At 65.2% G+C, this 22,150-nt stretch carries 9 protein-coding genes and 4 pseudogenes; 10 read left to right on the forward strand and 3 right to left on the reverse strand.

Features of this window, described 5'->3' with window-relative positions; all coding sequences use genetic code 11:
* Positions 1–122 precede the first annotated feature (122 nt).
* The 9 genes and pseudogenes from QIY50_01490 to QIY50_01530 all read left to right on the forward strand — a co-directional run bounded on the left by QIY50_01490 (position 123) and on the right by QIY50_01530 (position 13,931).
* Positions 123–290, forward strand: a complete 168-nt coding sequence (locus QIY50_01490) for a DUF6026 family protein (protein ID WGV21002.1) — start codon at positions 123–125, stop codon at positions 288–290.
* Positions 291–804: 514 nt separating this feature from the next.
* Positions 805–2,365: pseudogene (glgA, locus tag QIY50_01495) on the forward strand (glycogen synthase GlgA).
* 14 nt (positions 2,366–2,379) lie between these two features.
* Positions 2,380–4,122, forward strand: coding sequence for a malto-oligosyltrehalose trehalohydrolase (treZ, locus tag QIY50_01500; protein ID WGV21003.1), 1,743 nt, complete (start codon positions 2,380–2,382; stop codon positions 4,120–4,122).
* Positions 4,119–6,189 (forward strand): annotated as a pseudogene (gene malQ / locus QIY50_01505) (4-alpha-glucanotransferase). The gene treZ and the pseudogene malQ overlap by 4 nt, the downstream one beginning before the upstream one ends.
* Positions 6,186–8,960, forward strand: coding sequence for a malto-oligosyltrehalose synthase (locus QIY50_01510; protein WGV21004.1), 2,775 nt, complete (start codon positions 6,186–6,188; stop codon positions 8,958–8,960). The pseudogene malQ and the gene QIY50_01510 overlap by 4 nt, the downstream one beginning before the upstream one ends.
* Before the next feature lie 14 nt (positions 8,961–8,974).
* Positions 8,975–9,259, forward strand: a complete 285-nt coding sequence (locus tag QIY50_01515; GenBank protein WGV21005.1) for a DUF2934 domain-containing protein — start codon at positions 8,975–8,977, stop codon at positions 9,257–9,259.
* Between the two features lie 149 nt (positions 9,260–9,408).
* Positions 9,409–11,562, forward strand: coding sequence for a glycogen debranching protein GlgX (gene glgX / locus QIY50_01520; GenBank protein WGV21006.1), 2,154 nt, complete (start codon positions 9,409–9,411; stop codon positions 11,560–11,562).
* A gap of 181 nt (positions 11,563–11,743) precedes the next feature.
* A complete protein-coding gene (locus QIY50_01525; GenBank protein WGV21007.1) occupies positions 11,744–12,538 on the forward strand; it encodes an endonuclease/exonuclease/phosphatase family protein in 795 nt (264 codons plus the stop codon).
* A 316-nt stretch (positions 12,539–12,854) separates the two neighbouring features.
* Positions 12,855–13,931: an autotransporter outer membrane beta-barrel domain-containing protein gene (locus QIY50_01530; protein WGV21008.1), complete on the forward strand. Its 1,077-nt coding sequence runs from the start codon at positions 12,855–12,857 to the stop codon at positions 13,929–13,931.
* A gap of 100 nt (positions 13,932–14,031) precedes the next feature.
* Here the strand turns inward: QIY50_01530 and glgB are convergent.
* From glgB to QIY50_01545, 3 genes and pseudogenes are all read right to left on the reverse strand, one after another.
* Positions 14,032–16,243: pseudogene (glgB, locus tag QIY50_01535) on the reverse strand (1,4-alpha-glucan branching protein GlgB).
* Positions 16,244–19,561, reverse strand: coding sequence for a maltose alpha-D-glucosyltransferase (treS, locus tag QIY50_01540; protein ID WGV21009.1), 3,318 nt, complete (start codon positions 19,559–19,561; stop codon positions 16,244–16,246).
* A 213-nt stretch (positions 19,562–19,774) separates the two neighbouring features.
* Positions 19,775–21,794: pseudogene (locus QIY50_01545) on the reverse strand (alpha-1,4-glucan--maltose-1-phosphate maltosyltransferase).
* A 141-nt stretch (positions 21,795–21,935) separates the two neighbouring features.
* Here QIY50_01545 and QIY50_01550 point away from each other — a divergent pair.
* Positions 21,936–22,097: a hypothetical protein gene (locus QIY50_01550; GenBank protein ID WGV21010.1), complete on the forward strand. Its 162-nt coding sequence runs from the start codon at positions 21,936–21,938 to the stop codon at positions 22,095–22,097.
* Positions 22,098–22,150: the final 53 nt, after the last annotated feature.

A 22,150-nucleotide genomic window follows, 5' to 3' on the forward strand; every position in this document is an offset into this window, starting at 1 on the left:
GACGAACGGCGAGACCACGATAAACAAAAAAGTTCCCATGGCCTGTAAAAGAATTCAAAATGCGCCCCGCGTGAAGCGTCTACGCTTTAACTTGTCACCAGCCAAAACCGCGAGGTGTGCTAATGGGTACCTTGATGCCTGCAACCCCAACCCAGACCCTCTATGTCTCCGTGCGCCGTGATGAGCTGCGTAAACTGAAGGACGAACGCGACCAACTGCGTCAGCAGGTCGCCCAACTGAACCTGCTGCTGGCGCAACAGCGCGCTGAAGACAACACCGTCAGCCTCTGATTCTACCTTCTTCCTGTGGGAGCTGAATGGCTCCCACCCCTGCTGATTGTTCTCTTGCCCCATTCTGGTGCATCAGCACCGCAAAGCCACCATTTGGCGCATCCCTCAAATACCTCGGCTTTTCCCTGTTCACATCCGGTCACATACGCCAACGTTTGCGTCTATTTCGCGCATGGCAATAGTGACCAGCGGGTCACCTTTTTGCCTTTTTCTCTCCTACACTCGGATTTCGGCCCGCCATTTGCTCAGTGGAAGAGTGACGAAAAAAAGTCGAACTTTCGGGAACACCGGCAGGTCAGGAACTAAGTAGGCCAAACGCAAGGGACATTCCCTGGCTCGGCCCACCCATCCCAACCAGTCCAATCGCCTTCGGCCGGAGTGCTGATCGCGTTGTGCCTGCGCGCACGACCCTGGGGCATGGAACGCACTACGCAGAATTCAGAAACAGAGAGAACCAGCACGAAACATCGCCACGGGTGCCAGCACCCGACCAAGCATAGGGACGGAGAGAAGTATGATCAGTGCCGCTGTCGAGCCACACGTAGATTCATTCAACCCGGACAACCGCGAACCGCTCACCCCGGACTTCGCCACGACAGGCAAGGCACCCGGCGCCCAGCGCCAGCACAACCGCAACAAGCGCAAGATACTGTTCGTGACCTCGGAAATCGCCGACCTGGTGAAAACCGGTGGCCTGGGTGACGTGTCCGCCGCCCTGCCCCGCGCCCTGGCGCACCTGCACGATGTGCGGGTGCTGATCCCCGGTTACCGGCAGGTGATGGAAAGCGACAACCCCATCCACATCGTCGGTGAACTGGGTGGCCACGCTGCCCTGCCACCGTGCAAGATCGGGCGCATGGACATGGCCGACGGCCTGGTCATTTATGTGCTGATCTGCCCCGAGCTGTACCAGCGCGACGGCACCCCCTATGGCGCCAACAACGGCCGCGACTGGCCCGACAACCACATCCGCTTCGCCCGCCTGGGCCTGGCTGCCGCCGAAATTGCCGCCGGCGAAGGCAGGATCCACTGGAAGCCCGAAGTGGTGCACGCCCACGACTGGCCTGCCGGCCTGGCACCGGCCTACATGCACTGGCGCGGGCTGAGCACGCCAACCCTCGTTCACCATCCACAACCTGGCCTACCAGGGTGTATACAGCCGCGGCTGCAGCCCGGAACTGGCAATCCCCGAGCATGCCATGCAGCAGGAAGGCATGGAGTTCTACGGCAAGCTGTCGTTCCTCAAGGCCGGGCTGGCCTATGCCAGCCACATCACCACGGTCAGCGCCACCTATGCCCGGGAAATCACCACCCCGGAGTTCGGCTGCGGCCTGGACGGTTTCCTCGCCAGCAAGGCCCAGCAAGGCCTGCTCGGCGGCATTCCCAATGGCATCGACGAAAGCTGGGACTCGGCCACCGACAAGCACCTGCAGCACAACTTCAGCATCAATGACTGGGAAGGCAAGGCGCGCAATGCCCAGGAAGTGCGCGCGTTGTTCAAACTGCAGCCCTCCGAAGGCCCGCTGTTCGCCGTGGTTTCGCGCCTGGTCTACCAGAAAGGCCTGGACCTTACCCTTGGCGTGGCCGACTACATCGTCGAGCAAGGCGGGCAGATTGCGATCATCGGCCGTGGCGAGCCGGAAGAAGAACAGGCCATGCGCGAGTTGGCGCTACGCCACCCGGGCCGCATCGGCGTGCGCATCGGCTTCAACGAAACCGATGCCCGGCGCATGTTCGCCGGCAGCGACTTCCTGCTGATGCCGTCACGCTACGAGCCATGCGGCCTCAGCCAGATGTACGCGCAGCGCTTCGGCTCGCTGCCGGTGGCGCGCAAAACGGGCGGCCTGGCCGACACCATCGAGTGCGGTGTAACCGGCTTCCTGTTCAACGAGTCCACCGTCGAGAGCTATCGCCAGGCCCTCAGCCGCGCCTTCTATGTATACGGCAAGAAAGACCTGCTGAACGCCATGCGCTGCCTGTCGATGACCCAACCGTTCAACTGGTGCCAGGCCGTGGAACCCTACGCCCGCCTGTACGAAGACCTGGTCAAGCAGGCGCAGCACAGCCACTACTGAACGGGGAGCAGAAGATGCACAGGCATGGCGCACACCTGCTGGACGCCACGTCGGCGCGCTTCGCCCTCTGGGCGCCGGATGCGCGCAGCGTGAGCGTGGAACTGGAGCAACAGCCGGCCATCGAGCTGTTGCCCGATGATGAAGGCTGGTACACCGGCGTGGCCCCGTGCCAGGCCGGTGACCGTTACCACTACCGTATCGACGGTGAACTGCAGGTAGCCGACCCGGCCTCACGCTACCAGCCCGATGGCGTGCAGGGGCCGAGCCAGGTGGTGGATGTGGCCAGCTATGCCTGGCAGCACCCCTGGCAAGGCCGGCCTTGGCACGAAGCGGTCATCCAGGAGCTGCATGTGGGCCTGCTCGACGGCTACGCCGGGGTCGCCCGGCAACTGCCGCGCCTGGCCGAGCTGGGCGTCAGCGCCATCGAACTGATGCCGCTGGGGCAGTTCCCCGGCGAGCGCAACTGGGGTTACGACGGCGTGCTGCCCTATGCGCCGCAAAATACCTACGGCAGCCCCGAGCAACTGTGTGCGCTGGTCGACCAGGCACATGGCCAGGGGCTGATGGTGCTGGTCGACGTGGTGTACAACCACTTCGGCCCCGACGGCAACTACCTGCACCAGTACGCCAGCCCGTTCTTCCGTGAGGACCGGCAGACCCCATGGGGCGCAGCCATCGACTTCCGCCGCCCGCAGGTGCGCGAGTATTTCATCCAGAACGCCCTGATGTGGCTGTGCGACTACCGCTTCGATGGCCTGCGCCTGGATGCCGTGCACGCCATCGACCAGCCCGACTTCCTGGTCGAGCTGGCGCAAAGGGTACGCGCTGCCGTGGAGCCGGGCCGCCACGTATGGCTGGTCCTGGAGAACGAGCACAACCAGGCCTTCTTGCTGGAACAAGGCTTCGATGCCCAATGGAACGACGACGGCCACAATGCCCTGCATGTGCTGCTGACCGGCGAAACCGAAGGCTACTACGCCGACTACCAGCAGCGCCCCATCGACCAGTTGGCCCGCTGCCTGGCCGAAGGTTTCGTGTTCCAGGGCCAGGTCAACCGCCATGGCACGCCCCGCGGCGAGCCCAGCGGGCACTTGCCGCCCAGCGCCTTCGTGCTGTTCCTGCAGAACCATGACCAGGTCGGCAACCGCGCCCTGGGCGAGCGCCTGACCCGCCTGTGCCCGCCGCAGGCGCTGCGGGCGGCCACCGGGCTGTTGCTGCTGGCGCCGATGATTCCGCTGCTGTTCATGGGCGACGACGATGGCAGCTGCCAGCCATTCCTGTTCTTCACCGACTTCCATGACCAACTGGCCGACGCCGTGCGCGAAGGCCGGCGCGGCGAGTTCGCCCATTTCGCCGCCTTCGCCGACCCAGAGCAGCGCCAACGCATCCCCGACCCCAACGCAGTACAGACATTCGAGGCCTCCCGCCCGCAAGCCAGGGAAGTGATCGCTGGCTGGCACGGCTTGTACCAGCACCTGCTCGAACTGCGCCGCCGCCATGTCATCCCGCACCTGCCCGGCAGCCGCGCGCTGGGCGCCGAAGTACACGGCGACAAGGCCCTGACCGCACGCTGGCGCCTGGGCAACGGCACCACCCTGCGCATTGACTTGAACCTGGCCGCCACCCCGCAGGAGGTCGCGTTGCCGGCGCCAGCCAACCGCCTGTTCGACAGCAGCGACACCCGACACCCCGATACCCATCTGGCCGCATACAGCTGCGTGGTCAGCCTGCTTTCCCCTGCCCAGGAGCGCCCATGAGCGAAACCGCCCTGCACCGTCTGGCGACCCGCGTCGGGCTGAGCCGCGACTGGATCGACGCCAACGCCCGGCCCCAGCGAGTCAGCGACGAGGTACTGCGCAACATCCTCGAAGGCCTTGGCCACCCTGCCACCGATGACGCCGCCATTGCCGCCAGCCTGCGCGCCGTGGACGCGGCCGAAGACAGTGAGCACCTGCCGCCGCTGCTGACCGCCGACCTCGGCCAGCCACTGGCACTGGCGCGCTATTTCAGCGCCGCCAGCGTCGCGCACTGCACCCTGGAGGACCACAGCGCCCTCACCCTCAGCCTCGACGACCAGGCCCGCCTGCCCGGTGCGCTGCCCATCGGCTACCACCAGGTGGAAATCGACAGCCGCCGCTTCACCGTGGCCGTGGCCCCGCCACGCTGCCACAGCCTTGAGGACCGGGTGCAGCAGCCGCCACCGCGCTGCTGGGGCCTGGCGGTACAGCTGTACAGCCTGCGCCGCCCCGGTGATGGCGGCTATGGCGACTGCCTGGCCCTGGAGCAACTGGCACGCGCGGCCGCCGAGCGCGGTGCCGATGCCTTGGCCATCAGCCCGATCCACGCGCTGTCGGCCATCGACCAGACGCACTACAGCCCCTACTCGCCCTCCAGCCGCCTGCTGCTCAATACCCTGTACGCCAGCCCGGCCGCGCTGCTGGGCGAGCGGGAGGTGCGCGTGGCCATCGAAGCCTGCGGCCTGGAGCAACAGCTGGAAGACCTGGAACAAGCTCCGCTGGTCGACTGGCCGCGTGCCGCCAGCGCCCGCCTGCGTCTGCTCGAAGCCCTGTACCAGGGTTTCAGCCAGGGCGACCACCCGCTGCGCAAGGACTTCGACAGTTTCCGCGAAGCGGGCGGCCAGGCGCTGGAGCTCCACTGCCGCTTCGAAGCGCTGCAGGCCCAAGCAGTGGAGCACGGCCTGGGTGCCGACTGGCGCCACTGGCCCAAGGCCTGGCACGACCCGTACCACCCGGAAGTGGAGGCCTTCGCCAACGCCTACCCGGCCAGGATCGAGTTTCATGCCTTCTGCCAATGGCTGACCGAACGGGGCTTGCAACGCGCCCAGGAAGCGGCCCGCGGCAACGGCATGGCGGTCGGCCTGATCGCTGACCTGGCGGTGGGCGCAGATGGGGCCGGCAGCCAGGCCTGGAGCCGCCAGGACGAGCTGCTGGCAGGCCTGAATGTGGGTGCGCCACCCGACATTCTCAACCGTGCCGGTCAGGACTGGGGCATCTGCGCCTTCTCGCCAGAGGGCCTCAAGCGCAATCGGCTACCGCGCCTTCATCGAAATGCTGCGGGCCAACCTCGCCCACGCCGGCGGCCTGCGCATCGACCATGTGATGGGCCTGCGCCGGCTGTGGCTGATCCCGCAGGGGGCCAAGCCCAGCGAAGGCGCCTACCTCAACTACCCGCTGGACGACCTGCTGCGCCTGCTGGCGCTGGAGTCGGTGCGCCACCAGGCAATCATCCTTGGCGAAGACCTGGGCACCGTGCCGGACGGCCTGCGCGAACAACTGGCGGCCAAGGCCGTGCTGGGCATGCGCGTGCTGCCCTTCGAGCAGACCCAGCCTGGCCATTTCAAGCCGATTCTCGACTGGCCGGACAACGCCCTGGCCACCACCGGCACCCACGACCTGGCGCCATTGGCCGGCTGGCTGGAAAACCGCGACATCGACTGGAGCCACCGCCTGCAACTGATCGATGCGGCCACCGAACTGCACTGGCGCCACGAGCGGCAGAAGGAGCACGATGGCCTGCGCCGCACCCTGGAGGCCAACTACGGCGCCCTGGCGGACAACGACGCGTTTATCGACGCGGCCATCCGCTATGTTGGCCACACCCGCGCACCGCTGGTGCTGGTACCGCTGGAAGACTTGCTGGGCTGCGACGAGCAACCCAACCTGCCCGGCACCACCGCCGGCCACCCCAACTGGCGCCGACGCTTTGCCCGGCCGGTACGTGAACTGCTCGACGACGCTGACGCAGCAAGGCGCCTGGAACTGCTGGCCCAGGCCCGCGAACAGGCCTGGGAGCGTGACCGATGAAAGCGCTGACCGCGACCCTGCGCCTGCAGTTTCACAGTGAGTTCACCCTCGATCACGCCGTGCCACTGGTGCCGTATTTTGCCCGGCTGGGCATCAGCCACCTGTATGCCTCGCCCATCCTCAAGGCCCGCGCCGGCTCGCGCCACGGTTACGACGTGGTCGACCCGACCTGCGTCAACCCCGAGCTGGGCGGCGAGGCGGCGCTGCAACGGCTGGTCGCCGCCCTGCGCCAGCACGGCATGGGGCTGATCCTCGACACGGTGTCCAACCACATGGCCGTGGGCGGTGCCGACAACCCCTGGTGGCAGAGCTTGCTGGCCTGGGGACGACGCAGCCCGTACGCCGAGTTCTTCGACATCCAGTGGCACTCCAGCGACCCACTGCTGGCCGGCCAGTTGCTGTTGCCGTTCCTGGGCAGCGACTATGGCGTGGCGCTGAAAAATGGCGAGATACCGCTGGAGTTCGACAGGCAAACCGGGGTGCTGCAAGTCGCCCACTACGAACACCGCTTCCCGATCTGCCCGGTCGACTACGGCTGGATTCTCGCCCTCAGCCCGGACCCGGCCCTGAATGCCCTGGCCGAACGCTTCACCGCGTTGAACGCAGCGGCCACGCCACTGGCCGACGCCCTGCCCCTGCACGCCGAACTGGCGCGCCTGGTCGCTGAAGGTGCCGACCTCGAATCGGCACTGCAAGCCTTCGACAGCCGCAACGAGCATGGCTTCAAGCGCCTGCACCTGCTGCTGGAACGCCAGACCTACCGCCTGGCCAGCTGGCGCACTGCCGCCGATGACATCAACTGGCGGCGCTTCTTCGACATCAACGAACTGGGCGGCTTGCGGGTCGAACGGGCGGTGGTGTTCGAGGCCACCCACGCCAAACTGTTCGAGCTGATCGAACGCGGCCTGGTAGATGGCCTGCGCATCGACCATATCGACGGCCTGGCTGACCCGCGCGGTTACTGCCGCAAGCTGCGCCGGCGGGTCGATGGCCTGCTGGCGCGGCGGCCGTTGAGCGCCGCCCTGGAGCACTTCCCCATTTACGTGGAGAAGATCCTCGGCGCCAACGAACACCTGCACCGCGACTGGCTTACCGATGGCACTACCGGCTATGAGTTCATGAACCAGGTCTCGCTGCTGCAGCACGACCCGGCGGGCGAAGCAGCGCTGACCGAGCTGTGGGCCAATGTGAGCGAACGCCCGGACTTCCCCGAAGAAATTCGCCAGGCCCGTCACCTGGTGCTCAATGCCAGCCTGGCCGGCGACTGCGAGTCAGTGGCCCAGGCGCTGTTGCAGGTGGCGCGCAACGACCTGATGACCCGCGACCTGACCTTGGGCGCTATCCGCCGCGCCTTGCAGGCGCTGGTGGCGCATTACCCGGTGTACCGCACCTACTTCAATGCCTGCGGGCGCCCGGCCGAAGACGAAGGGTTTTTCCAGCAAGCCCTGGCCAATGCCCGTCAGGACCTCGGTGAAGCTGACTGGCCGCTGCTCGAGCAGCTTGAACAATGGCTAGGCGGGCAAGCCTGGCGCAACCTGCCAGCGGGCCGGGCGCGCAAGCAGCTGCGTCACGCCTGCGTGCGCTTCCAGCAGCTGACTGCGCCAAGCGCCGCCAAGGCCGTGGAAGACACCGCGTTCTACCGCAGCGCACGGCTGCTGTCGCGCAACGACGTGGGCTTCGACGCCGAGCGCTTCAGCGCCCCGCTCGAGCACTTCCACAACGAGGCCCAGCGACGCCTGCGCGACTTCCCCGACAACCTGCTGGCCAGCGCCACCCATGACCACAAGCGCGGCGAAGACACCCGTGCGCGGTTGGCCGTGCTCAGCGAGCGCGGCCCGTGGCTGGCCAGCCGAGTGGAACACTGGCGCGAACTGGCCACGCCGTTGCGCACGCCACTGGACGACGGCCTTGCGCCGAGCCCCGGCGACGAGCTGATGCTGTTGCAGACCTTGCTCGGCAGCTGGCCGCTGGACCTCGACCTGCATGACGACAACGCCCTTGGCCAGTACGCCGAACGCATTCGCCAGTGGCAGCAGAAGGCCCTGCGCGAGGCCAAGCTGCGCAGCAGCTGGAGCGCGCCGAATGAGGCTTACGAAGGCGCCTGCGCGCGCTACATCGACGGTCTGCTGCTAGACAGCGAGAATCAGCAACTGCGCAAATCCCTGGCCGATGCCGCACACCTGCTGGCCTGCCCCGGTGCCCTCAACGGCCTGGTCCAGGCCCTGCTGCGCATGACCACACCCGGTGTGCCCGACCTGTACCAAGGCAACGAATACTGGGATTTCAGCCTGGTCGACCCGGATAACCGCCGCGCCGTGGACTACGCTTGCCGGCGTCGCACCCTGGACGATGCAACGCCGGTGGCCGAGCTGCTGGCGCACTGGCGCGACGGCCGCCTCAAGCAGGCGCTGATCGCCCGGGTGCTGGACTGCCGCCAGGCCCACGCCGAGCTGTTCCGCCGTGGCGCCTACCTGCCGCTGACCGTGCACGGCCGGCATGCCGACAAGGTGATGGCCTTTGCCCGCCTGGGCGACGGCGAGCGGGCCGTCATCATCGCGCCACGCCTGGCCAGTACCCTACTGGCGGATGCACCGATACCCCTGATCCCGGCACAGAACTGGGACGACACCCGGGTAAGCCTGCCGTTTGCCTTGTCGCCTGCCAACTCGACGGGACTTTTCCCCAGTGCTGCGGTCAGCTCTTCCAGGGAGCTGCTGTTGAGCGCCGTGCTGGCGGAGTTTCCGGTCAACCTGCTGATACAACAATCTTGAGCATCAGGAGCGTCATGATGAGTGTTGATGAAAAGCGTATCCGCGAATTTGCCTACCAGATCTGGGAGTCCGAGGGTAAGCCCGCCGGCCAGGAAGACCGCCATTGGGACATGGCGCGCAAGCTGGCCGAAGCCGAGGCGCTGGCACCCAAGGCAGCGCCGCGCAAGCGGGCCCCGGCCAAGCCAAAGGTAGCGGCTGAGCCGACGGCGCCTGCCGAGCCCAAAGTGGCCGCCCTGCCGGGGGTTAAACCGGCTGTGGCGAAAAAGACCCGGGCGGTGAAAAAGCCTTCTGCCGGTTAAGCCTGTCCCGGCCCTATCGCCGGCAAGCCAGCTCCCACAAGTACAGCGCCCGTTTCGAGTCCTGTGGAGACCTTGTGGGAGCTGGCTTGCCGGCGATAGGGCCAGGACAGGACTACGCCCCCCTTCACCACGGCCATTAGAGGACCGCCATGAGCCCCCGTACCCCGAAGAAAACCCGCTCGGTCGCCCCGTCGCGTATCCGCGAAGGCCTGCCCTTCCCCCTCGGTGCCACCTGGGATGGCCTGGGGGTCAACTTTGCCCTGTTCTCGGCCAACGCCACCAAGGTCGAGCTGTGCCTGTTCGACTCCACTGGCGAGCATGAGATCGAACGCATCGAGCTACCCGAATACACCGACGAGATCTACCACGGTTACCTGCCCGACGCGCACCCAGGGCTGGTCTACGGCTACCGCGTGCACGGTCCCTACGAACCGGAGAACGGCCACCGCTTCAACCCCAACAAACTGCTGATCGACCCTTATGCCAAGCAACTGGTTGGCAGCCTGCAATGGTCCGAAGCACTGTTCGGCTACACCATCGGCCACCCCGACGGTGACCTGTCGTTCGACGAGCGCGACAGCGCGCCCTTCGTGCCCAAGTGCAAGGTGATCGACCCTGCCTTCACCTGGGGCCGCGACCAGCGTGTGCTCATCCCCTGGGAACGCACGATCATCTACGAGGCCCACACCCGTGGCATCAGCATGTGCCACCCGGCAGTACCGGAAAACCTGCGCGGCACCTTCGCCGGCCTGGCCAATGACGAGTTGCTCAAACACATCAAGGAACTGGGCGTTTCCAGTATCGAACTGCTGCCGATTCACGCCTTCGTCAACGACCAGCACCTGCTGGACAAGGGCCTGAACAACTACTGGGGCTACAACAGCATCGCCTTCTTCGCCCCGCACCCGCGTTACCTGGCCAGCGGCAAGATCGCCGAATTCAAGGAGATGGTCGCGCACCTGCACGACGCCGGGCTGGAGGTGATCCTCGACGTGGTCTACAACCACACCGCCGAAGGCAACGAGCGCGGCCCCACGCTGTCGATGCGCGGCATCGACAACGCTTCGTACTACCGCCTGATGCCGGACGACAAGCGCTACTACATCAACGATTCCGGCACCGGCAACACCCTGGACCTGAGCCACCCCTGCGTGCTGCAGCTGGTCACCGACTCGCTGCGCTACTGGGCCGGCGAAATGCATGTGGACGGCTTCCGCTTCGACCTGGCGACCATCCTTGGCCGCTATCACGACGGCTACAGCGAACGCCACGGCTTTCTCGTCGCCTGCCGCCAGGACCCGATGCTGAGCCAGGTAAAGCTGATCGCCGAGCCGTGGGACTGCGGCCCGGGTGGCTACCAGGTGGGCAACTTCGCCCCGGGCTGGGCAGAGTGGAACGACCGTTTCCGCGACACCGTGCGCGCCTTCTGGAAAGGCGACGAAGGCCAACTGGCCGACTTTGCCTCGCGCATGACCGCCTCGGGGGACATGTTCAACAACCGTGGCCGGCGCCCCTATGCCTCGGTCAACTTCGTCACCGCCCACGACGGTTTCACCTTGCGCGACCTGGTGTCGTACAACCACAAGCACAACGAAGACAACGACGAGAACAACCAGGACGGCACCGATAACAACCTGTCGTGGAACTGCGGTGTCGAGGGCCCCACCGACGACCCGGGCGTGAATGCCCTGCGCATGCGCCAGATGCGCAACTTCTTCGCTACCCTGCTGCTGGCACAGGGCACGCCGATGATCGTCGCTGGCGATGAATTCAGCCGCACCCAGCACGGCAACAACAATGCCTATTGCCAGGACAGCGAGATCGGCTGGGTGAACTGGGACCTGGACCAGGAGGGCCAGGAACTGCTGGCCTTCGTCAAGCGCCTGACCCGCCTGCGCCTGGCCTACCCGGTACTGCGCCGCTCACGCTTCCTGGTGGGCGACTACAATGAGGCAATCGGGGTCAAGGACGTGACCTGGCTGGCACCGGATGGCAACGAGATGAGCGTGGAACAATGGGAAGACCCGCACGGGCGCTGCCTGGGCATGCTGATCGATGGCCGCGCGCAGGTCAGCGGCATTGCCCGGCCAGGCGCCGAGGCCACCGTGCTGCTGATCGTCAATGCCCACCATGACACCGTTCCGTTCAAATTGCCGACCGTGCCCGAGGGAGATTACTGGAGCTGCCTGGTCGATACCGACCGGCCAGAGCTGCGCAAGGGGCAGCATCTGCAGTTCGACAGCACCTTCGAGGTGAAGGGGCGGTCGTTGCTGCTGATGGTGCTGCAACGCGATGAGGAGTGAACACCAGGGACCATCGTTGGTCCCAATGTGTATCGGTTGCCTGTACTGGCCTCATCGCCGGCAAGCCAGCTCCCACAGGTAATCCGCTGCCTGACGGGCTGTGCGGTACCTGTGGGAGCTGGCTTGCCGGCGATAGGGCCGGTACAGGCAACATACATGCACCTGCCATCGAGGAGTAACCGTGAACCCCGAAGCCGGCAGTAAAGGTTTCGCCAGCATCAACCAGGCTCCGGCCGTGAAGCGGCTGCGGGTGCTGACGGTGAATACCCACAAGGGCTTCACCGCCTTCAACAGGCGCTTCATCCTGCCGGAACTGCGCGAGGCAGTGCGCAGTACCCAGGCCGACATCGTCTTCCTTCAAGAGGTACTCGGCAGCCACGACCGCCACGCCGCCCGCTACCCCGGCTGGCCGCAGACCTCGCAGTACGAGTTCCTTGCCGACAGCATGTGGAGCGACTTCGCCTATGGCCGCAACGCGGTCTACCCCGACGGCCACCACGGCAATGCGCTGTTGTCGAAATACCCGATCATCGAACACCGTAACCTCGACGTGTCGATTACCGGCCCCGAACGTCGTGGCCTGCTGCACTGCATTCTCGACGTGCCCGGCGAGCGCCAGGTACATGCCATCTGCGTGCACCTGTCGTTACTGGAAAGCCACCGCCAAAAGCAACTGCAACTGCTGCGCAAGCTGCTCGAATCCCTTCCCGCCGACGCCCCGGTAATCATCGCCGGTGATTTCAACGACTGGAAATCCCATGGCAACCGCACCTTGGGCTTGCAACGTGACCTGCACGAGGCCTTCGAACGCCACCATGGCCACCTGGCCCGCACCTATCCCGCGCGCCTGCCGCTGTTGCGCCTGGACCGCATCTACCTGCGCAACGCCGAAAGCCATGGGCCGCGGATTCTGGGGCACAAACCTTGGTCGCACCTGTCGGACCACCTGCCGTTGGCAGTGGAAGTGAGGCTCTAGCAATCATTCTTCATAGCCACGGCACGGCAAATAACGAACCCCGCTATGCCTTACACATTCGTTCGGCAATTCAACAAGTTGAACAAAACCACGAAACCTGAACACCGCCTTCACGCTTTCTTGACGCAAGCGGCGCGCTCTCCTTAGCTGAACATATCAAAGCAGTAATGATCTCGCGCCGGGCCTCTAGCCCGCGCCTTCGTGCGCGCCCGCGAAAGCTGGCGTGCTGGTTTGGGTCGCCCACTGTTTTTGCCGTACAGCTCGTGACCTCAGGCCAGGTCCCAGGGCTGTAACCCAAAAACAAAGGAGATCCGCCATGAATAGCACCTCGAACCTCTTGCGCTTCGACAGCATTTTCTACGCGGTTTCCACGTCGCTGCTTCTGGCAACCCCGGTGGAAACTATCGCGTATGAACTGCAGGACGACCCGACCTCGCCCGGCTTCCTGCACCAACCGGCAGTACCACAGCTGTCGCTCGACCCGGTCAGCGCCAGTGGCTTGAGCATGGGTACCTTGAACGCATTCTCGCAAAAGATGAGCGAGCGCCACGGGCAGGCTGCACCGGAAATGGTCGCCAGCCAGTGGGCGCAGTTCTTTCCGAGCACCCCACGCAATGGTGCACAGCCGCCAGACCAGCTTGAATCCCCGAGCCAGCAACTGACGATCGGCCCGGACCTGTTCGTGCGTGAAACTGCGGCGGGCAACGTGCACCGCGCAGGGATCTTCGTCGGGCAGAACAACCTGCAGACCAACTTCAACGGCATGCGCCGGCAGCTGGGCGACAAGCAGCGCAACGCGGTGAACCTCAGTGGCGAAAGCCTGGGGGTGTACTGGAGCATGACCCATGAGCAGGGCTGGCACCTGGATGCCGTGGCCATGGGCTCGCGCATCGACGTCAATGGCCGTGGCGAGAATGGCCAGCGCCTGGACGACAGCGGCCATGCGATGACCTTCTCGCTGGAGGGCGGCATCCCCATCGGCCTGGGTGGTGGCTGGGTGATCGAGCCGCAGGCGCAATTGATCAACCAGCAGTTCTTCCCCGGCAACCGGGCGCAGGAGGAGACCTTGCAGGCCTTCGACAGCCAGCCGAGCTGGAGCGGCCGGGTCGGTGCCAGGTTGTCCGGGCGCTACGATGTGCGCGGCATGCCGATCGAGCCCTATGTGCGGACCAACGTGTGGTATGACTTCAGCAATGCCGATGAGGTGAAGCTGGACCAGGTCGACAAGATCTCCAGCTCGCGCTACTCGACCACGGTGGAGCTGGGCTTGGGGCTGGTGGCGCGGATGACGCCTTCGGTGGCGCTGTTTGTCAGTGCCGATTACAGCAGTGACGTGGATGACAATGATCTGAACGGGCTGATTGGTAGCCTGGGGGTGCGGATGCGGTGGTAGGCAGGTTCGGCCCTTTCGCGGGCACGCCCGCTCCCACAAGGTACGGTGCGATACCTGTGGGAGCGGGCATGCCCGCGAAGAGGCCGGTACAGGCAATACATCAAGCGGGTTTCATTATCAGAACCCCAAGTGGCGGCAGGTTCAGGGCCAGCGACTGCGGCTGGCCATGGCTGGCTATCTCGTCACTCTGCACAACCCCCAGGTTGCCGACATTCGACCCGGCATACAGCTCGGCATCGCTGTTCAGCAGCTCCTGCCAGCGTTCGCCGAACGGCACGCCAATGCGATAGCCCTCGCGCGGCACCGGGGTGAAGTTGGCCACCACCAGCACCGGCTCGCCACTGCTGCTCCAGCGCAGCCAGGCGTACACGCTGTTCTGGGCATCATCACCGATCAGCCACTGGAAGCCCTGCGGCTGACAATCCTGTTCATGCAGCGCTGGTATATCCCGGTACAGCCGGTTGAGGTCGCTGACCAGGCGCTGCACCCCCTGGTGCTCAGGGTACTGCAGCAGGTACCAGTCCAGCTCGCCATCGTGGTCCCACTCACGCCACTGGCCGAACTCACAGCCCATGAACAGCAGCTTCTTGCCCGGATGCGCCCACATGAAGGTGAGGTAGGCGCGCAGGTTGGCGAACTTCTGCCAGCGGTCGCCGGGCATCTTGTCGATCAGCGAATGCTTGCCGTGCACCACTTCGTCATGGGAGATGGGCAGGATGAAGTGCTCGGAATAGGCATAGATGAGCCCGAAGCTCATCTCGTTGTGGTGGTAGGTCCGGTGCACCGGGTCGTTCTGGATGTAATGCAAGGTGTCGTGCATCCAGCCCATGTTCCACTTGTAGGCAAAGCCCAGGCCGCCCTGTTGGGTCGGCTGGCTGACGCCGGGCCAGGCGGTGGATTCCTCGGCGATGATCAGCGCGCCCGGGGCCTCATGGGCCGCCACGCCGTTGAGGTGGCGGATGAAGTCGATGGCCTCCAGGGTTCTCGCGCCCGCCATGGCGGTTGGGCACCCATTCGCCGGCCTTGCGCGAATAGTCACGGTACAGCATCGAGGCCACCGCATCCACGCGCAGGCCGTCGATGTGGAAGTGCTTCAGCCAGTGCAGCGCCGAGGCCATCATGAAGCCGCGCACTTCGTTGCGGCCAAGGTTGTAGATCAGCGTGTTCCAGTCCTGGTGGTAGCCCTCCAGGGGATTGTCGTATTCGTACAGGGCGGTGCCGTCGAAACGCGCCAGGCCGTGTTCGTCGGTGGGGAAATGCGCCGGTACCCAGTCCAGCAGCACACCGATACCGCCTTGGTGGCAGGCGTCGATGAAGGCGGCAAAATCCTCGGCGCTGCCGTAGCGCGAGGTGGGCGCGAACAGCGACAGCGGCTGGTAACCCCAGGAGCCGCCGAACGGGTGCTCCATGATCGGCAGCAGTTCGATGTGGGTGAAGCCCAGCTCCTGAACGTACGGCACCAGGCGCTCGGCCAGCTCGCGCCAGTTGTAATAGCGCCCGACCTCGCCCGCCTCATCCAGCTCGCAGCGCCACGACCCCGGGTGCAGTTCGTAGATCGACAGCGGCGCGCTATAGGCATGACGCTGCGCGCGTTGCGCCATCCAGTCGTGGTCCTGCCAGTCGTGGCTGAGCGCCCCCGCTACCTTGGAGGCGGTGCTCGGCGGCAGTTCGGTGGCGCGCGCCAGCGGGTCGGCCTTCAGCGGCAGGATGCCGTCCTTGCCCAGCACCTCGAACTTGTAGGTTTCACCCACGCCCAGGCGCGGCACGAACAGCTCCCACACCCCGGCGCTGTGGCGCAGGCGCATGGGGTGACGACGGCCATCCCAGTTGTTGAAGTCACCTACCACCGACACCCGCCGGGCGTTCGGCGCCCATACCGAGAAACACACGCCGTCGACGCCATCGACCTGGATGGGTTGAGCGCCGAAGCGTCCGGACAGGTCGCGATGGTTGCCTTCGGCGAACAGGTAAAGGTCCATGTCGCCCAGTTGCGGGCCGAAGCTGTAGGGGTCTTCGGTAATCTGCTCGCCACCGGCCCAGCCGATCTGCAGCAGGTAGGGGTGCGCCTCATCGAGGTGCGCGGTGAACAACCCGGGCAGGCTGCCCTGCTCCATTTCGGCGAGCATGCGCCCGTCATGCCGGGCCAGAATGCGCACATTCAGGGCATTGGGCAGGAACGCGCGGATCACCTGCCCGCGCGTACCATCGCCATGGGGGCCGAGTACCGAAAATGGATCGGCGTGCTCGGCGCGGGCCAGGGCGTCGAGGTCCCGTTGCCGAAGGCCGCCGTTTTCACGCGTGGTTGCATTCATCTATGACTCTCCCCAGGTACTGATCAGTCCATGCAGGCCATGCAAAGGCACGGCCAGCCAGCTCGGACGGTTCTCGGCTTCGTATGTGATTTCGTAGGCGGCTTTTTCCAGGCAGAACAGCTCCAGTGCAGCCCGCTCGCCCTCGGCCTGCTGCCAGGCGTGAGGCATGGCCGCGGTGGCCAGGCCATAGGCTTCGACAAAGGCATGCCGCGATTGGTGCAGATACTGCCTGGCAACACGTTGCCGGGCTTGGCGTGCCGGGTCGGAAAGGTCGACCGCAGAGGCGCTGCGCAAGATCATGGCAGCAGCATAGTCGAAGGAGCGCAGCACGCCGCTGACATCCTTGTACGGGCTGTGTTTTGCCCGGCGCTCTTGTAGCGGCCGGGCCGGTTCCCCTTCGAAGTCGATAAGGTAGGCGTCACCCTGCACTACCAGCACCTGGCCCAGGTGCAGGTCGCCGTGTACGCGCATCAGCAAGCCGCCCTGGGCCTGGCCGGTCAGGTTGGCGATGTGCTGGGCCAGGCCGTCGCGCTGTTGCTGCAAATCGTCGACCAGCGCCTGGCTTTCGCTGTCGAGGCTGTCGCGGTGCTGGGCCAGCAAGTCGAGGGCATGGGTGAGTTCGGCACTGATCTGCGCACTCCAGCGTTCGCTGTCGTCGGCATCGCTTGGGCGCGGCTGGAAGGCCTCGTCACTGGTCGGTGCGGCCAGCAGCAGGTGCATCTCGCCCAGGCGCTGGCCGAGCAAGGCGGCAAAGCCGGTGAGTTCAGCCAGTGCATCGGTGTGCACATCGGTATCCAGGCTGGACGGCTCCATCTGGTCGCGGATGGCTCGCTCCAGGGTGTTCTGGGTCCAGGCCCAGGCATCACCCTGGTTGCTCAGGTAACCCTGGGCGATCATCAGCAAGTGCGGCGCGCCCTGCTCGTCCACCCGGCTGACCCAGGCCAGCAGCGGCGAAATGTTGGCAAAGCCCGCGGCGGTCAGGTAGGCACTCATTTCCAGCTCCGGGTGCACACCCGGGTTGACCCGGCGGATCATTTTGAGCACCACCTGGTCGCCGATCACCACCGAACTGTTGGACTGCTCGGCGCTGAGGTAGCGCACGCTGCTTTCTTCGTTCAACGCCAGGCCCGCCAGTTGCTGCGTGCTTTCGAAGCGCAGCTCGCCCTCGCCATTGCCACAAGGCAGATGCATGCCCTGCTCACAGGCACGCAGCACCGCACGGATGAAGGGCTCGAGGACAAAGGCGTCGGTAATCAGGCCCACCTGATGGGCCCGGCGCACCCGTGACAGCGCCAGTTGCTGCGGCAGTGCGCTGTTGATCTGCTCCTCGGGCAACAAGCCGAACGGCAGCTGGTAGCGGTTGGCCACGCCGTCGCTGAGCACTTCGATTTCACCGAGCAGCACCGGTGTGGTGGCCGTGCCGAAGCGTACGCCGTAGCACAGGCGCACCGCGTCGATCGGCCCTTCCTTGCCGGCGAACCAGCGCCGCTTGGGCAGGTACTGCGGCAGGATGGCGCTTTGCAGGGTATCGCTGGCGGGGGCTTGCAGCAGTTCTTCCATGCGTTTGCGCAGTACCAGTGTGTTCAATTCGGGTAACCCCTCGGTGGCCTGGATGTGCCAGCTGGGCATGCGGTCGTGGCTGGCCAGCAGGAACCAGTAGAAGGCGTAGGGTGGCAAGGTCAGCAGGAACGGCAACTGCCCGATCGGCGGAAAGGCGCTGCCGCCGAGCATCTCCACCGGTACCTTGCCGGCGTACTGTGACAGTTCCAGTTCCGCCGCCTGGGCGGCGCGGGAGACGTTGGCCACGCACAGGATGACTTCGGTGTTGCCATCAGCGTCGGTGTACTCGCGCAGGTAGGCGAGGATGCGCCGGTTGTTCGGCGTGAGGGTACGCAGGCTGCCGCGGCCGAAGGCCTTCTGCTGCTTGCGCACCGCCAGCATGCGCCGGGTCCAGTTCAGCAGCGAGTGCGGGTCGGTGGCCTGGGCTTCGACGTTGACGGTCTGGTAACCGTACAGCGGGTCCATGATCGGTGGCAGCACCAGGCGCTGCGGGTCGGCGCGGGAGAAACCGCCGTTGCGGTCCGGTGACCATTGCATGGGCGTGCGCACACCATCGCGGTCGCCCAGGTAGATGTTGTCGCCCATGCCCAGTTCGTCGCCGTAATACAGGGTGGGTGTGCCGGGCATCGACAGCAGCAGGCTGGTGAGCAGCTCGATGCGGCGGCGGTCGCGCTGCAGCAGCGGTGCCAGGCGCCGACGAATGCCCAGGTTGATGCGGGCGCGGCGGTCTTCGGCGTAGTAGTTCCACAGGTAGTCGCGCTCGCGGTCGGTGACCATTTCCAGGGTCAGCTCATCGTGGTTGCGCAAGAAGATCGCCCATTGGCAGTTGGCGGGGATCTCCGGGGTCTGGCGCAGGATATCGGTGATCGGGAAGCGGTCTTCCATGGCCAGCGCCATGTACATGCGCGGCATCAAAGGGAAGTGGAAAGCCATATGGCATTCGTCCCCCTCGCCTTCGCCGAAATACGGGCGGGTGTCTTCGGGCCACTGGTTGGCCTCGGCCAGCAGCATGCGATCGGGGTAGTTGGCATCGATTTCGGCGCGGATCGCCTTGAGCACGTCGTGGGTTTCGGCGAGGTTCTCGTTGTTGGTGCCGTCGCGCTCGATCAGGTACGGGATGGCGTCCAGGCGCAGGCCATCGACACCCAGGTCGAGCCAGAAGCGCATGACACCGATCACGGCCTTGAGCACTTGCGGGTTATCGAAGTTGAGGTCGGGCTGGTGCGAGTAGAAGCGGTGCCAGAAGTACTGCCCGGCGACCGGGTCCCAGGTCCAGTTGGACTTTTCGGTGTCGAGGAAGATGATGCGGGTGCCGTCGTACTTCTGGTCGTCATCCGACCACACATAAAAGTCCCGCGCCTTGCTGCCGCGCTTGGCATGGCGGGCGCGCTGGAACCAGGGGTGCTGGTCGCTGGTGTGGTTGATGACCAGCTCGGTGATGACCCGCAGGCCGCGCTTGTGCGCCTCGGCGATGAAGCGGCGGGCATCGGCCAGGTTGCCGTAATCGGGGTGCACAGCCTTGTATTCGGCGATGTCGTAGCCGTCGTCGCGGCGTGGCGACGGATAGAACGGCAACAGCCACAGGGTGTTGACGCCCAGCTCGGCGATGTAGTCGAGCTTGCTGATCAGGCCAGCGAAATCGCCGATGCCGTCGTTGTTCGAATCGAAGAACGACTTGACGTGCAGCTGGTAGATAACGGCGTCCTTGTACCACAGCGGGTCGTCGATGAAGGCTGCCGGGCGGGAACGCTTGGCCATGTGCGACTCCTTTCATTTCTGCGGGACCGTGTTGCCTGGTTTTGGGGCTGCTGTGCAGCCCATCGCCGGCAAGCCAGCTCCCACAGGTTTTGTGCAGGTATCACAGGCAGCACCAGGCCTGTAATGGGTATGCAAACTCACAACAGACGCCAGCCCCTGTGGGAGCTGGCTTGCCGGCGATGGGCCGCAAAGCGGCCCCCCGGTTCTCAAGCCCTAACGGGCCTTTTCGATACGCCAGATACCGAACGGCAGGTGCCAGGGTTCGATGCGCATCCATTGGGTCTTGCCGTACCACGACCAGCGGTGGCCGTTCATCAAATCCTCGCCATGGGTTTCGGCGTTGTCGTCAAGCCCAAGCTCCCACAGCGGCAGCTCGAAATGCGCCTCCTGGGCGTTATGCGGGTCGAGGCTGACTGCCACCAGAATGTAGTTGTCGCGCTCGGGCGTGCGCTTGGCGAAGTACAGGATGTTGTCGTTCCAGCAGTTGAAGAACGCCACGCCCAGGTGAGTCTGCAGTGCCGGGTTCTGCCGGCGAATGCGGTTGAGCTGGGCGATCTCGGCAATGATGTTGCCCGGCTGGGTGTAATCGCGCGGGCGGATCTCGTACTTCTCCGAGTCCAGGTACTCCTCCTTGCCCGGCAAAGCCGCCGCCTCGCACAGTTCGAAGCCCGAATACATGCCCCACAAGCCCGACCCCATGGTTGCCAGGGCGGCCCGGACAAGAAAGCCGGCGCGCCCGGAATGCTGCAGGAAGAATGGGTTGATGTCCGGCGTGTTGACGAAGAAGTTGGGCCGGTAGCATTGGCTCCAGGGCGGCTGGTTGAGTTGTTCGAAGTACTCGCGCAACTCTTGCTTGGTATTGCGCCAGGTGAAATAGGTGTAGCTCTGCGCGTAGCCGACCTTGCCCAGGCGCGCCATCATCGCCGGCTTGGTGAACGCCTCGGCGAGGAAGATCACGTCCGGGTAGTGGCTGCGCACATTGGCGATCAGCCATTGCCAGAACGGCAGTGGCTTGGTGTGCGGGTTATCGACGCGGAAGGTCTTCACCCCCTCCTCGACCCAGCCGATGATCACGTCGCGCAAGGCCAGCCACAGGCCTGGCACCGCATCGGGGGCATAGAAGTCGACGTTGACGATGTCCTGGTACTTCTTCGGCGGGTTTTCGGCGTAGCGGATGGTGCCATCCGGGCGCCAGCTGAACCAGCCAGGGTGTTCCTGCAGCCACGGGTGATCCTGGGAGCACTGGATGGCGAAGTCCAGGGCGATTTCCAGGCCGTGCTGGGCGGCTGCCGAGACCAGACGGCGAAAATCTTCCCGGCTGCCCAGCTGCGGGTGAATGGCGTCATGGCCGCCCTCCGGACTGCCGATGGCATACGGGCTGCCGGGGTCGCCGGGCTGGGCCTGCAGGGAATTGTTGCGGCCCTTGCGGTGCTTGGTGCCAATCGGGTGGATGGGCGGGAAATACAGCACATCGAAGCCCATGTCGCGGATCATCGGCAAGCGTTGGTGCACATCATTGAAGGTGCCGTGGCGCTCGGGGCTGTCGGTGCAAGAGCGCGGGAACAGCTCGTACCAGCTGGCGAACTGCGCGGCCGGGCGATCCACATCCAACGGGTACTCGATGCTGCGGGTCAGGTAGCTGCGGTGCTCGGCTTCGGCCATCAGCCGTGTGGTCTCGGCCCCCAGGAACAAGGCGACCTGGTCGTCTTCAGTGAGACTCGGCAGCCGGTCGGCGAGCGCTCGCAACTGGTCGCGCAAGGCACCGCCGCTCAGCTCGATACCCTTGCCAAGCAGCAGGCGCCCTTCTTCGAGCTCGAGCCTGATGTCGACGCCGGCCTGGTACTTTTATCTCCAGGTCGTGGCAATAGGTGGCAAAGGGGTCGATCCAGGCCTCGATGCTGAACAGGTGCGGGCCGATTTCGGTGGGTATTAACTCGGCCAGCCACAGGTCGTTGCCCGCCGGGGTCATCGGCACGCAATGAATGCGCCGGCTGCCGGCCTGGCGCCAGTTCAGCATCACCGCCATGCGGTCGTGGCCGTCGCTGAATACCTTGCTGCTGACCGCAACCGGCTGGTTGCTGATGGCCTTGGCCGCGAATGCGCCGCCTTCGAGCACCGGCTGGGTGTCTTCGATGACAATGCGCGGCGCCAGCAGGGCCTGGGACAGGCTGATGACCTGGTCCGGGTGGTCATTGGCCATGGGCACGCTTTCGAAGGGCTCTTTCAGAGACATCAGGCCTTGCTCCCTTGGGCTGGTGGCAGTAAGGGTTCAGAGCCATGCGCAGGCGCGGGGGTTCAAAAAAATTGAGCGAACGGCAGCTGCCAGGTGTCGAAGCCTGCAGCACCTCTTCAATTACCCACGCGAGGTCAGGCCATGAACATTCCCATTCCACCGGAGACGCCCGATCCCAACATCGACGACCCGAGCCTGCCGCCACCGGTGCCGGAAGAGGACCCGGACGAGCTGCCGATCAAGCCGACCGTGCCGCCGACGGTGGGTGACCCACCAAGCCAGGAGCCACCGGTGAAGGGTTAAGGGTAGACCAGGATCTTGTGCTGACAGGGCCGGCCTCTTCGCGGGCACGCCCG

Source organism: Pseudomonas putida (genome assembly GCA_029953615.1).
Lineage (GTDB): Bacteria > Pseudomonadota > Gammaproteobacteria > Pseudomonadales > Pseudomonadaceae > Aquipseudomonas.

Coding starts and splice junctions, on each gene's coding strand:
- QIY50_01490 (WGV21002.1), top strand. CDS start 123: ATGGGTACCTTGATGCCTGCAACCCCAACCCAGACCCTCTATGTCTCC.
- QIY50_01550 (WGV21010.1), top strand. CDS start 21,936: ATGAACATTCCCATTCCACCGGAGACGCCCGATCCCAACATCGACGAC.
- QIY50_01510 (WGV21004.1), top strand. CDS start 6,186: ATGAAAGCGCTGACCGCGACCCTGCGCCTGCAGTTTCACAGTGAGTTC.
- QIY50_01530 (WGV21008.1), top strand. CDS start 12,855: ATGAATAGCACCTCGAACCTCTTGCGCTTCGACAGCATTTTCTACGCG.
- QIY50_01515 (WGV21005.1), top strand. CDS start 8,975: ATGATGAGTGTTGATGAAAAGCGTATCCGCGAATTTGCCTACCAGATC.
- glgX (WGV21006.1), top strand. CDS start 9,409: ATGAGCCCCCGTACCCCGAAGAAAACCCGCTCGGTCGCCCCGTCGCGT.
- treS (WGV21009.1), bottom strand. CDS start 19,561: ATGGCCAAGCGTTCCCGCCCGGCAGCCTTCATCGACGACCCGCTGTGG.
- treZ (WGV21003.1), top strand. CDS start 2,380: ATGCACAGGCATGGCGCACACCTGCTGGACGCCACGTCGGCGCGCTTC.